This window comes from Petrotoga sp. DB-2 (genome assembly GCF_054051725.1).
Map to the genome: position 1 here is coordinate 1 of NZ_JBSVZD010000022.1, position 13603 is coordinate 13603.

General features: G+C 33.0%; 10 protein-coding genes and 1 tRNA gene. 2 read left to right on the forward strand and 9 right to left on the reverse strand.

Annotated features, from left to right (window positions below; translation table 11 throughout):
- Nucleotides 1–139 precede the first annotated feature (139 nt).
- A tRNA-Asp gene (locus ACW9JY_RS07630) sits at nt 140–216 on the forward strand.
- Nucleotides 217–378: 162 nt separating this feature from the next.
- Nucleotides 379–1620, forward strand: coding sequence for a GAF domain-containing sensor histidine kinase (locus ACW9JY_RS07635; protein ID WP_457283915.1), 1242 nt, complete (start codon nt 379–381; stop codon nt 1618–1620).
- A 6-nt stretch (nt 1621–1626) separates the two neighbouring features.
- Here ACW9JY_RS07635 and ACW9JY_RS07640 read toward each other — a convergent pair whose 3' ends face one another.
- From ACW9JY_RS07640 to ACW9JY_RS07680, 9 genes are all read right to left on the reverse strand, one after another.
- Nucleotides 1627–2610: a DNA polymerase III subunit delta gene (locus ACW9JY_RS07640; protein ID WP_457283916.1), complete on the reverse strand. Its 984-nt coding sequence runs from the start codon at nt 2608–2610 to the stop codon at nt 1627–1629.
- A gap of 13 nt (nt 2611–2623) precedes the next feature.
- On the reverse strand, nt 2624–4315 hold the full coding sequence (locus tag ACW9JY_RS07645; protein WP_457283917.1) for a penicillin-binding transpeptidase domain-containing protein: 1692 nt from the start codon (nt 4313–4315) through the stop codon (nt 2624–2626).
- Between the two features lie 7 nt (nt 4316–4322).
- A complete protein-coding gene (locus ACW9JY_RS07650) occupies nt 4323–4598 on the reverse strand; it encodes a hypothetical protein (protein ID WP_103077101.1) in 276 nt (91 codons plus the stop codon).
- A 28-nt stretch (nt 4599–4626) separates the two neighbouring features.
- Nucleotides 4627–5523, reverse strand: coding sequence for a 16S rRNA (cytosine(1402)-N(4))-methyltransferase RsmH (rsmH, locus tag ACW9JY_RS07655; protein ID WP_457283932.1), 897 nt, complete (start codon nt 5521–5523; stop codon nt 4627–4629).
- Nucleotides 5524–5561: 38 nt separating this feature from the next.
- The gene (prfB, locus tag ACW9JY_RS07660) at nt 5562–6662 is read right to left on the reverse strand and encodes a peptide chain release factor 2 (RefSeq protein WP_103077099.1); all 1101 of its coding nucleotides are present in this window, start codon (nt 6660–6662) and stop codon (nt 5562–5564) included.
- Between the two features lie 30 nt (nt 6663–6692).
- Nucleotides 6693–9167: a preprotein translocase subunit SecA gene (gene secA / locus ACW9JY_RS07665; RefSeq protein ID WP_457283918.1), complete on the reverse strand. Its 2475-nt coding sequence runs from the start codon at nt 9165–9167 to the stop codon at nt 6693–6695.
- Nucleotides 9168–9213: 46 nt separating this feature from the next.
- Nucleotides 9214–10425, reverse strand: a complete 1212-nt coding sequence (locus tag ACW9JY_RS07670; protein ID WP_457283919.1) for a hypothetical protein — start codon at nt 10423–10425, stop codon at nt 9214–9216.
- 181 nt (nt 10426–10606) lie between these two features.
- Nucleotides 10607–12676, reverse strand: a complete 2070-nt coding sequence (locus ACW9JY_RS07675; RefSeq protein WP_457283920.1) for a methyl-accepting chemotaxis protein — start codon at nt 12674–12676, stop codon at nt 10607–10609.
- Nucleotides 12677–12707: 31 nt separating this feature from the next.
- Complete coding sequence (locus ACW9JY_RS07680) at nt 12708–13589, reverse strand: VIT1/CCC1 transporter family protein (protein ID WP_457283921.1); 882 nt, start codon at nt 13587–13589, stop codon at nt 12708–12710.
- Between the last annotated feature and the right edge of the window lie 14 nt (nt 13590–13603).

The window sequence follows — 13603 nt, forward strand, 5'->3', positions numbered from 1 at the left end:
TTTTTGTTCTATGAGGAGTGATATCTTTTTTTATCCCTTTTGTCAAGTATCTCATCAACCATTTTTATTATACAGCCCTACCTACCGTGGGGGGCTTTACAAAGTGGAATTTTTGTGATAAAATAATTGAGCAGAAGATGGGGACGTAGTGAAGCTGGTTATCATGCCGGTCTGTCACACCGGTGCTCGCGGGTTCGAGTCCCGTCGTCCCCGCCATATTTTAAAAAAGCGAACGTTTAACGTTCGCTTTTTTAAGTTTTTTTTAAAGTTTATACGATATTATTATTTTTGAATAATTAATACTCTATTTGTTTAATTTGTGATATAATAGAGGTGACAGATGGTTTACAAAATTAATGAGGGGGGGATTATATTAAAATGCAGAAAGAAATAGAAAAAGAATTTTTTATGGAAACTTTTCAAGAAATGGTAGATCTTTTGCAAGAAATAAATTGGGACGAAAGCGAAAAAGACTTTCTAACAAAGCTTTTAAAAATTGCTATAAAGATCATACCTGAAGCTGAATGTGGTTCTATTTGGCTAATTAGGGGAGCATTATATGAAGCTATAGTTGGAATTGGTTACGATGAAGATTTAATTAAAGAAATGGTTGTTCCTTTCAACGAATCATACGTAAGTAACCATATGGATAGAGATTTAATAGAGGTCCAGAATATTTTGGATTACAATTCCCCTGAAACCGATTTGTACAAAATCAGCAAAAAATTGCATAAAGAAACAAACCAAATGGTTACTTTAATTTCCGCTTTAAAAAATAAAGACAGTGTAATCGGGCATATATATATAGACAGCTTCCATGTTGACTCTTTCGATGATAATTCAAAAAAAATGCTTAGAATGTTCAGCAATTTAGCATCTATATTTTTGACTTTGAAAATCTTACGGGATTCAGAAAAAGAAACAGTAGAAACGAATTCTAATTATTTGAGTTTTATTAGTCATGAGTTGAGAACACCTTTGACTTCGATTATAGGATTTGCTGAAACTATATTGAACAACGAAGATTTAAAGAAAGAGGAGATAAAAAATATAGTAAAAAAGATGCTATTTTCTGCTAAGCATATGAACGCACTTTTAGACGATATTTCAACTTTCAACAAATTGAATAGAGAGAAGAGATTGAATTTAGAAAAATTAAATTTAAAAAAGTTATTGTATGAGGTTTTATCAATGTTAGAGCCCACAGCATCCCCTGATGTTGAAATAAACCTTAATTTTCCCGTTGATATTCCGGTAGATATTGAAACGGATGAAACTAAATTAAATCAGATCCTTGTAAATGTAATAGGGAACGCAATGAAATACACCACAGAAGGTTCAATAGATATCCGTGTAGGTTACGAAAGCCATACAAAACATTTTGTAATCGAGGTAAAAGATACAGGGGCTGGGATTCCAGAAGATAAGTTAAAAGACATATTTAGACCATTTTTTAGAGTTTCTAAAGATAAGCCGGGAAGCGGTTTGGGTTTAGCAATTGTGAAAAAGAATCTTGAAATGCTCAAAGGAAGTATAGATGTAAAATCAAAATTAGGTAAAGGGACAACTTTTGTGATAAAAATACCTCAATCCATAAGTAGTATTGTAGATAAGTGTTAATCATAGTTACGCTGAACATATTTCTTCAAATAATTTTGGGAAGAGTACTTTTGGTTCACCACCTGTTTTTAAGGATCTATCCAATTCTTCTATATATATTATTATTTTTTCTATAGAAGTAGGGGAGTAGAGTTTCTCAACATTAATTTTTTTTACTTTGTCGTTTTTAAAATTGAATCCTAAGAAGGAAGCTACTCGTTGTTGTGAAACCATGCTTTCTTTACTGATTTTCATAACTTCAGACCAATTGTAATTAGTCTTTCTTTCCCCATTTAGTATCACGGCATATAGATCCAAAAAGTATTTATATAAATAATTTGCTAGGGCAATTGGGGAGAATGAAGAAGATTTTACAATCGACTGCAGCTTTATTAGGGAATTTGATAATTTCTTTGTTGCTAAATCATAGCAAAGTTCTTCGTAATTCGCTGTAGAAAAATAAGTAGAAACATCTTCAACATCTTTTATAGATATAATTTCCATATCGGAATATATGGAAAGTTTTTTAATTTCTTCATACAACAAATCCTCATTTTTCCCCACAAATTGTATTATTTTCTCGGCTGTTTCATCATTTAATTGTTTGCTTAACTTGTTTGCAAAATCTTTAAGCATTTCTATCCACAGTTCATCTTTCCAAGGGGGAGGAATCATTGTCTCTATTTTTTTATCAAAATTTATTTCTTTTAGATATTTATTTTCCTTTTGAATATCCAAAATGAGTGTGCCTTCAAAAGTATTTTCATAATGTTTCAGTAAGGAAGATATCTTTTCTTGATAGGGGATTTTGAAAGAATTGAAATCTGTAATTACTATGATTCTGTTTGTGGAAAAGATACTCCCCATAGTAAAAAGGTTGTTGATGTCTTCATCTACATAATTTTCTGGCGATAAGGTAACTATTTCAGCGTTTGGGGATTTCTTAATAATTTCTTCGATTCTAAGCCTTTTTTGTATAGTAGAGTTTCCCAATATTAATATTTTTTGCAACGTTAACTCTCCTTCAGTCGATTGTGTGAAGTTGAATGACTTCTTGATCATTTAGATACTTATATGGTGGGATAGATTGTGAAACAACGGTGTCCCCATTACCAGTGATTATTACATTGTTTTCTTTTATTCCTAAGTTCAACAGGACGTTGTAAGCTTCGGTTATAGGATAACCAATCAAATCTGGCATAATATCTTTATAAAAAACTTTTTGGTCAGCAAGAGTACTATTTTCTTTGGCGTATCTATAAAAAATGTTAGTTAAAACAGGTGCAGCTACTTCTCCACCATAAAATTCTTCTTTAGGATTATCGATAACAACTACAGCAGTATATATGGGATCAACAACAGGATAAAAACCAACAAACAACGAATAATAGCTACCTTCAACGTATCCTATGCCACTTTCCGCCTTTTGGGCTGTACCAGTCTTTCCACCTATTCTTAAACCTTCCTTATAGGCTTTTTGCGCGGTTCCTTCTATGACTGTATAACTCAACCAATCTTTTACCATTTTAGCGGTAGGTTCAGATATAACTTGTCTTTCTGAGATTTCTTTTTCTTCTAAAAAAGTTGGTTGTACATACTTTCCACCGTTAGGAATTATGTTGAAAGCTGATACTAACTGTATAGGTGTAATCCCAATCCCTTGACCTAAAGCAATCTGAAAAGGGGTTATTTCATACCAATCATCCGGATAAGGGACTACTCCGTTGATTTCTCCTTTGAATTCTATCCCTGTTTTTTTCCCAAAACCATAGGTTAAAAGTTTCTGATAAAGCCATTGATTAGAAAATTCTTCAAGTATTTTTCCCATTATCTGTGCTATCGCTATATTTGAGGAATGGGATAGAGTTTCTTTGAGCCCGATTTCTCCCATTCCATAGCCTTGGGATTCGGTCACCTTAAAGTTTTTTTTGCCTGTAGGGTAGTATTCGTAGCCAGAATAAAATTTATCGTTAGGATTTATTATATGTTCATCGAGCGCTGTAGAGATTAACAGTGGTTTAAGTGTAGAACCTGGTTCTATATACCCCATATAAGCAATATTCCAAGGATAAAGCGAAACACTCGATTTAATTTTACCTGTTTTACTCTCCATAATAACAATAACTCCGCCTTCTGCGGATTCTTTTTTTACAGTATTTAGAAGTTCTTCATATGCTATTTGTTGCATTTTCAAATCTATACTTAAACTTGTTGTTTTTTGACTATTTAAAATTCCATTATCTAATAAAAAAGGTTCGATTCCATAGGAGGCTTTATTCGCTTTTCCAATTAGTAAATCAAGAGAGAACAATTCATTGTAAACACGTTGAGTAACAGGGTATATTCTAGAGTATTTGTTTAAAATTCCCAGATCGATATAAGCTTCTTCATAGGTATCATATGTTCCCCATTTTAAAAATTTTATGTTTTCTATTTGTTCCTCACTAAACCTTTGATTCAGTATATATTTATTTTTTTTAAAGTCGTTTTGTGATTTCATAAAATCTAAATCTATCCAAGCTTCATATTTTTCTTGGTTATATACAATCATATTTCCATTAGAATCCACAAGTTCTGAATATTTATTATTTTCTAATGAAGCTGAAAATTCGTTAAAGTCCTGTGCCAGAGAGTTATTATACACAAAAGTAAGGATAATAAGAAAAACATATCCTGAAAGAAAAAGGAAGCTAAAGATTAACCATTTGTGTTTCATAAGTCGATTATTTCTCCATAATATTTAAGATCTCGATATATTTGTCTATTTGGCTATCTAAGGCAGATATCTGTGATTCCATATTGTTAAGCTCCATCTGGGATTGGGCTATTATGGATTTATAATTCTCAATATTTTTACCGAAATTAAGAAAGATGGTAAGCCAAATGCCAACAGTTAAAAAGGCCAAGAAAACTAAAATGATTATAACAATATCGACAGACTTGACTTTAGATTTAGTCTTTTCTATTCCTTTGCTTTTTGCGAACGTACTTCTTTCCATAAAAACTCCCCCTAACTCTTGTCATTCTTTAAGCCCCTACATACTCAGCCACCCTCAATTTGGCACTTCTGCTTCTTGGATTGTTTTTAATTTCTTCTTGCGTAGGTAAAATAGGTTTGAGAGTGAGAAAATCATATTTTTCATTATTTTTGAAAAAATTTTTGACAATCCTATCTTCCAGTGAATGAAAGGTTATTACAGCTACTCTTGCTCCAACCTTTAAAAAATTTTCAAATTTAGCAAGGGTTTCTTCGATATTTTTTAATTCTTCATTAACTTCTATTCTCAGAGCTTGGAAAGTTTTGGTGGCAAAATGTCTGTGCCTTTCGTAAACTTGCGTACTAGGTAGTCCTTTTCTAATAGCGTTTACTAATTCTTGTGTGGTATTTATAGGTCTGTTTCTTACAATGCTTTTTGAAATACTGTGAGCAAACCTTTTTTCTTCCCCATATTCAAAAATGATGCGTCTGAGTTCTTCTTGTGAATAATTATTAACTATGTACGCTGCATCTTTTTTCGCTTGGTTATCCATTCTCATGTCTAACGGTTCATCTTTAGTAAAAGAAAATCCTCTATTTTCACCTTTTAACTGAAAGGTAGAAACCCCTAAATCCATTAAAAAACCATCAACTTTATCAATACCTAAACCCCTCAAAACCATGTCTATATCTTTATAAGATGATTTAATCAATACTACGTTATCCGATAAGTCTTTTAACCTTTGTTCTGCGATTTCCAATACCTCATAATCCACATCGACTCCAATTATTCTAGCCATCTTATCAGTGAATTCTAAAATAGCTTTTATATGTCCACCTTCACCAGCAGTGCAATCAACATAAATGCCGTCTTTTTTAGTTATCAAATAAGATAAGACTTCCTCCACCATTACACTTTTATGAAAATCATCGTATTTTCTTACTATTATTATACACCTCTTTCGCTGAAAAACAAATTAATTTTTCACTTGTATTTTGCAAAAAATAACAGTTCTTCTTCTATGAATTCATCTATTTCTCCATCCAATACAGCTTGAGCGTTAGAGGTTTCATACTCTGTTCTGAGGTCTTTAACTAAAGTATATGGATAAAGAACATAAGATCTAATCTGATTACCCCAGGAAATATCCTTTACTTCCCCACGTAATTTTAATCTTTCTTCTAATTTTTTCTGATGTTCTAACTCATATAATTTTGCCTTTAAAATTTTTAAAGCGGTGGCTTTGTTTTGATGTTGTGAACGCTCGTTTTGTACCGCTACCACTATACCTGTTGGTAAATGAGTAATTCTTACTGCTGAATCGGTTTTATTAACATGTTGGCCCCCTGCTCCACCTGATCTATACGTATCTATTTTCAGATCATCTGGATTTATTTCTATCTCAACATTTTCATCAAATTCTGGCATCACAGATATCGATGCAAAAGAAGTGTGCCTTCTTCCATTGGCGTCAAATGGAGAAATTCTCACTAGTCTATGGACACCACTTTCATACTTTAATTTACCGTAAGCATAGGGACCTGAAATTTTTATGGTTGCGCTTTTTATTCCTGCTTCGTCTCCTTCTTGAAAGTCTATAGTTTCAATGTCATAATTATTTTTATCTGCCCATCGAGTGTACATCCTCAATAGCATAGATGCCCAATCCTGTGATTCTGTTCCTCCCGCACCAGGATGTAGGCTAAGAAATGCATTTGCGTCATCATATTCTTCGGATAATAACATCCTTAATCGAAAAGAACCGATCTTTTTTTCAATAACTTTTAAAATTGCTTCAACTTGGGCGGTCATTGATGGATCATCCTCTGATAATTCAACCGCTATTTCTAATTCCTCAAAATCGTTCTCCAATTTTTTGAATTCATCTATTTCATCTTTTAAATTTTGTGCCATTTTGGAGACCTTTTTGGCTCTATTCTGATCATTCCAAAAGTTTGGCTCCATCATTTCTTTGTCAAGTTTTTTAACTTCTTCTTCTGCTTTATCTATATCAAAAATTCCTTTTAAATCCTCAAAGTTTTCTTTCAACTCATCTATTTTAACCTTCGTTTCGTACTCTATCATCTGATCACCTCTTAAAAATGGTTTCAATTACTATCTCTTAACTTTATACCTTTTTTTAATCTTGTTGGATGGTTTAGTGATATTTTTACTTTTAGATTTCCCATTATCGTTCGATTCATCAACCGCTGATACGTTGTTATGTACAAAGTTCAAGCTGGCGTATATTCTTTTTGCTTCCCTTTCTTCTTTTTCTGGAACTACTTTTGCTATCCTCATTAAATAATTGACTATTTCGTCATATATACTGTCAACCATCTGGTCAAAAAGTATATACGATTCTTTTTTAAATTCCATAACAGGGTCTTTTTGACCATACGATCTTAATCCTACAGCTTCCTTTAGCGCTTCGATAGAATCTAAATGGTGCCTCCATTTTTCATCTATTATTCTTAACATAACAAATTTTGCGACTTTATTAAAATCTTCTCCAAACTCTTCTTTTTTGTATTGATATCTTTTCCAAAGTAAATCAAAAATTTCATCCTCTATTTCCTCACGCGTGTTCCCTTTTATGTCAGAAATTATTAAATATTGTTTCAACTTTTCTGAAATACTACTTTTGTTGTATTTTTCTTCAACTTCGTCCCATGAGGATTCCACTATTCTTTCCACAACATCCGTAAAGATTTCTTTTATGTGATCATCATAGTTGCCTTGTTCAAGGATCCAATCCCTATGGTTGTATATTACAGATCTTTGTTTGTCCATTACAGAGTCGAATTCGTACAATCTTTTTCTTATCGAGAAGTGTATTCCTTCAATTTTCTTTTGTGCATCCCGAATAACTTTACTGAGCATTTTATGTTCAATGGGTTGACCTTCTTCTATTTTTAAGGCGGTCATCATGTTTTTCATTCTGTCCCCACCGAACAATCGTAATACATCATCCTCAAAAGAGATAATAAATCTTGATTCACCAGGATCCCCTTGTCTACCAGATCTTCCTATTAATTGGTTGTCTATTCTTCTGCTTTCATGTCTTTCTGTACCTAAAACAAAAAGACCTCCAAGCTCTTTGACCCCTTCTCCCAATTTAATATCGGTACCTCTACCCGCCATATTCGTGGCTATGGTAACGGCGTTTTTTTCTCCTGCATGAGCGATAATTTCTGCTTCCCGTTCGTGGTATTTTGCATTCAAAACTTCATGCTTTATTCCTCTTTTTTTCAGTAGTTCACTTATGATTTCGCTGTTTTCGATGGATGTTGTTCCCACTAATACGGGTTGACCTTTTTGATTACGTTTTACTATCTCGTCAATTATTGATTGATATTTTTCTTTTTGAGTTTTAAAAATTAAATCATTTTTGTCTTCCCGAATAACAGGTTCGTTGGTAGGGATAACAACGACTTCTGTGTTGTAGATCGCTTTGAACTCGTCTTCCTCAGTTTTCGCAGTTCCAGTCATACCTGATAATTTTTCGTACATCCTAAAATAATTTTGGAAAGTTATTGTGGCAAAGGTTACACTCTCTTCTTTTATTTTTACTCCTTCTTTTGCTTCTATAGCTTGGTGCAATCCTTCTGAATACCTTCTTCCAGCTAACAATCTTCCTGTAAATTCATCAACGATGACAACTTCTCCATCGCGAACGATATAATCTTTATCTCTTTTGAAAAAATTTATTGCTTTTAAGGCGTTCAAAAGATGAAACAAATACTTAATGTTGCTTGGATCGTATAAATTATCGACGGATAACAGTTTTTCTGCCTTGCTTATCCCTTCTTCAGTTAATGCCAAAGTCTTTTGTTTTTCATCGATAGTGTAATCTTTTTCGACTATGAATCTCTTCGCCAAAGAGGCAAATCTTCTGTAAAGTTCGGAGGGAGTATCCGAAGGACCCGAAATGATTAACGGTGTCCTTGCTTCATCTATTAAAATGGAGTCAGCTTCATCAACTATTGTAAAGTAATGGCCTCTTTGAACTTTGTCGGTATTTTCGTAAACTAAATTATCCCTTAAATAATCAAATCCAAACTCATTAGCAGTTCCGTAAGTTATATCAGCTTGATACGCTTTTTTTCTATCTTCTTTGTCCATGTTGGCTTGAATGTATCCTACGCTCAAACTTAGATACTCATAAACCGGTCCCATCCAATTCGCATCTCTTTTAGCCAGATAATCATTATGTGTAGCCAGATGAACATTTTTTCCTGTTAAGGCATTTAGATATATTGGAAGGGTTGCAACTAAAGTCTTTCCTTCCCCAGTTTTCATCTCGGTTATCTTACCCTCATGTAAAGCTATGCCTCCCATTAACTGTACATCAAAATGCCGCATGCCTACTGTTCTTCGTGAGGCTTCTCTTACGACAGCAAAGGCTTCGGGTAAGATATCATCCAAACTCTCACCTTGTTTTAACCTGTTTTTAAATTCCAAGGTCTTACCAGATAATTCAGTGTCGCTGAGAGATTTCACGCTTTCTTCCAATTCATTTATTTTATTTGCGATCTTTGAATATTTTTTAAGTAAACTTTTATTCTTGTCTATCAGTCCAAAAAGCATAAATAATGCACTCCTTTCGAATCAAACTTTCTAAACTATAATTTTTTTATCTTATTTTTATTTCTACTGTATACATCCCATCATTATCGTATTCTTCTTTTATTAACCAGCTATCTAAAGAACCATAAAAATTCTTTGATAAGTAATTTGAAATATCTAAAATTAATAGATTATCGAGTTCTTCTTTTCTTTCAATTTCTCTATAATATTTTGTGTTTTTAAATCGAGATATTTCCGACAAATAGACATGCATCTTATCGGGTAAAACGTTTGAAAATATGAATTCATCTTCTACAAAATAAAGGTAAACTTGGTTTTCTACACTTTGATTAGACCAAAGATAATAATTATAAGTTCCAATCTTTCCTTCTTCCAGATTTCGTGCTTCTGCAAATTCTTTGAGCTTTGAAGTATCAATTGATGCTTCAAAGAATAAGTTTAGTTCGTTATTACTTATGCTTTGTGAACTAACGGCTATAAACTCTTCTTCTTTGATAATATTGGCGATAAATCCTATAACATTTATGCTTTCCTCGTCCAAAGGGGTTAAAAATTTTTCAAAATACGATTGAAAATCGTTTTTATTTAACATTTGTATGTTCAAAACTTCTCCAAACAATTTCTTGTTTTCCAAAAGTGTCAAATCAAAATTTTTCTTGGTACCTCTATAGTCTTTAGACTCAAATGTTGCCTTTAAGGTTCTCGATTCAACGGTAATGTAAAAATCCCACGGTTTATTTTCATTTAAAATATTTTCCAGCGAGCCAGATACTAAACCCTTTGAATTATTATTATAGGTTGTCGGTTCCATGTTCAGAAAGATGCCCTCATCATTTTTTTGAACAGCAAAATTTTTTTCTTCTAAGGTGTATAGGTCATTGCTTACTTTATTAGCACCAAAGATCTTTGTAAAGATTTCATCGAAAACTTCGTATTCGGCAGAGTATATGGCAATACTTTTCGAATTAACGATCATGTCAAATAGAAGGTTAAAATAGTTCGGATTAAATAATTCGCCGAACGAATAGTCTTTATCCGAATAAAATACCATCGGAGCATTTAAAAAATTCTGAATATTTGTATTCGTAGATTCTAACGTCGTTGAAAGTAATTCTTTGATATAATCCTGCCCTATTCCTTCTGTAGAGTTTACAAATCGATAAAAAGGCACAGTTTCATAGATTTCAGTATAAACATCTAAAGGACTTTTTACCCTTATCGTTGTTTCTCCAAAGGTGAATAAAGTAACTAAAATCAAAAAGTTGAGGATAATTGATAATTTCTTTATTTTATTTTTTCCTCCCTCTTGTTTTCTATTTAGTCTTTAGAACCTCTAAAACCTGTTTTAGCGCCCCTTCGCCCCGCTTCCCACCCATGAGGATAAAGGAGACTTTACCCCTTTTGCTTCGCTTCCTACCCACATTTATTTCTAAGATATCTTATTCAACACTCATTTTGAATTTTGAAATGGCTGAGTTGAGATTTTGAGAAAGTTTTTCTAATTCTTGAGCTCTTTCATTAAGTGAACCAGCGTTTTCAGACTGACTTTGCATCAACATCTTAATTTCTTTAATTTTTTCGCTAGTTTCATTTACCGTTCTAGCTATTCTTTCCATAGAAGAACTCATCTCTTGCGTACTGGCACTTTGCTCTTGCGAACTAGCAGTTACGTTTTCTACCCCTGAAATCATCCCGTTTATCTCACCTAATATACCTTCAAATTGTTCTCGAACCTTATTGGCTTCCTGGTTTATTTCTGCAATAGTATTTACGGTTTTATTGGTTACATCGTTAACATTGTTTGTACCTTTTTTTAGGTCCTCTAAAATGTTGCCGATTTCGTCCGTTGCTTTACCACTTTCTTCTGCCAATTTTCTTATTTCATCTGCTACAACAGCAAATCCTCTTCCCGCTTCTCCTGCCCTTGCAGCTTCTATCGCTGCGTTCAACGCTAACAGGTTCGTCTGTTCGGTTATGGAATTTATAGTTTGAATAATATTTTCAATATTTTCTGCTTTTTCCAAAAGTTTTGAAACATTTTCTTCTGCTTCCTTGGATTGCTCTACACCAACTTCTATTTTCTTTACTATATTGTGAATACTTTCCATTCCTATATTAGCTTGGCTTTGTGTCATTTCAGCTGAATTGGATAACTCTTGTGCAGCAGAAGATAAACTTTGTGCTGAAGAGGCAATTTCTTCAATACCGGATGTGATCTCTTCAACCGAGGAGGCGCTATCCTCCGAAATTAACTCTATATTTTTTGCTTCGTCGAGGACTTCTTCTGCCGAATTTTTGAATTTTTGCGAGGTTTCTTTTAATTCTTTTGAAGATGTTTCAACTCTGTTAGAAACATCTTTTATGCTTTCAATTGTATCTTTTAAGTTATCTCGCATCCTACTAAACGATTTAGCCATTTCGCCCACTTCGTCTTTGGACTTACTTTCGAATTTTACATCCAAATTTCCTTCCCCGAATTTTAATAAAACGTTTGAAAAATCTTTTATTGGTTTTGAGATGCCTTTTCCAACAAAGTAGGCGACTACTATTGCTACAATAACTCCTATTATGGTTATTAGGATTATAAGCAACGTTAAACTATTTATCTCACTGTATATTTCACTCTGAGGTAAATTTAGGAACAAAATCCAGCCATTGGATAGCTTGGAATAACTCGTTAAAAACTCTTCGCCATTTAGTCTTTCTACAAAAGTCCCTTCTGTATTGGAGCTTATTGTTTCTAAGTAATCTGTTATTTCACCTTCTATACTCTTTCCAGATTCATAAAGAGGATGAGAAATTACATTAAAATTATCATCTACTAAGTAGGCATATGCTTTTTCGTATCCTAAATCTTTTTGAATGAGGTTGGCAAAATATTCCAATGGAAAACTCATCCCAGCAACACCAACAAAAGTCCCATCTTCTGGATCGAAATAAGGAACAGAATAAGTAATTACGTTAGTCTGTAAATATTCGTCAAAGTATATATCGGTCCAAACACCTTCACCTTTGTCCCTTGCTTCAAAAAACCACTGATATTTTTTATTTTCCAGGTTAAAAGTATCGTCTAATTTTATATATTCATTTTCTAAACTTTTATCTTCGCCTTCAATGTAGTAAAGGGAGTACAATTCTTTTGTCCTTAACATATCTGGATTGAAAACTATAAAAGAGGTTGCATTACCTTCTATTTTTTGCGAAAAATTCTTGGGTACATCCTTAGCTCTATCCAAAAACTTTATCACTTCAGCATTAGAAAAACTTGCTATAAAAGGATCAAATCCCAAAAAGGCAGAGTCACTATAATTATCCACGACTATTTCGATAATACTTATTTGTGAAACTAGATCAGATGCAAGACTCGCAGTTAAATTTTCTACCCCGCTTAGTGAGTATTCTTCTAAAAGAGAAGTGGATCTGAAAATTGATACAAAACTTATAACGGTTACCAAGACGATCACCAACAAGGTTGAAGATAAAATAATCTTGGTGCTGATTCTTTTCAATGCAAACTCCCCCTTTGAAATATGTATCAGGTTAAATTGAAACGCCCAAGGTGATTCTAACGATGAAGCCTATAAAAAAGGTTAATCCTGCAACACCTAAACTTATCCCTGCCATTTCAAGAAATCTACTTTTGAAGTTTAGATCCTTTGCTACAGAGATATAAAAATTGAAAACTAATATTATTATAACAGCTGTTAGTAAAGTTATAATTAAACTTAAAAAATATTTATTTGGCATTAACAAATAAGGAAGAATTAAAAAAAATACGGTAATTATATATGCGATTCCCGTGTAAGCTGCTGATTTTAATGCTCTTTCATCGTTTTCTGCTCTTTTTGATAGATACTCGGATGCCGCCATTGACAATGATGCAGCTATCCCTGTTATTAATCCAGATGTAGCTATTATTATTCCGTTTTGAAGGGCAAAGGTCAAACCAGCTAATGCACCAGTCAATTCGACCAATGCATCGTTTAGACCCAGCACAATCGATCCCACATAATTCAATCTTTCTTCTTCTATCATTCCTAAAAGTTCCTGTTCATGCTTATCTTCTTCTTCCTCAATCTGTTTTGCTTCTGGGACTACGCCGGAAACATCTTCGTAGGAGATCTGAGCCCTTTCTTCACCCTTTTCCATAAGCTTCAAACTGAAGGTTAATCCAAGTATTTTAGAAAGAATGAAATAGAATATAACTTTTATGTAATTTGGTTTTACATCTTCGTTCGTATAACTTTTCCAAAAATCGTGATGTTTTAATTCTTCATTCGCTATGCTTTCTAAGACTTTTTTATTTTTAGGATCTTTAGTAGATTCAGCTAACCTTTTATAAATCATATGTTCCGTTATCTCGGCCTTTTGGAAATTTAATAAATGTTTTTTTGTTTTTGAGTTGATTTTTGATTTTTCCATTTTAGCACCTCCGA

Coding starts and splice junctions, on each gene's coding strand:
- ACW9JY_RS07635 (WP_457283915.1), top strand. CDS start 379: ATGCAGAAAGAAATAGAAAAAGAATTTTTTATGGAAACTTTTCAAGAA.
- ACW9JY_RS07645 (WP_457283917.1), bottom strand. CDS start 4,315: ATGAAACACAAATGGTTAATCTTTAGCTTCCTTTTTCTTTCAGGATAT.
- ACW9JY_RS07650 (WP_103077101.1), bottom strand. CDS start 4,598: ATGGAAAGAAGTACGTTCGCAAAAAGCAAAGGAATAGAAAAGACTAAA.
- prfB (WP_103077099.1), bottom strand. CDS start 6,662: ATGATAGAGTACGAAACGAAGGTTAAAATAGATGAGTTGAAAGAAAAC.
- secA (WP_457283918.1), bottom strand. CDS start 9,167: ATGCTTTTTGGACTGATAGACAAGAATAAAAGTTTACTTAAAAAATAT.
- ACW9JY_RS07680 (WP_457283921.1), bottom strand. CDS start 13,589: ATGGAAAAATCAAAAATCAACTCAAAAACAAAAAAACATTTATTAAAT.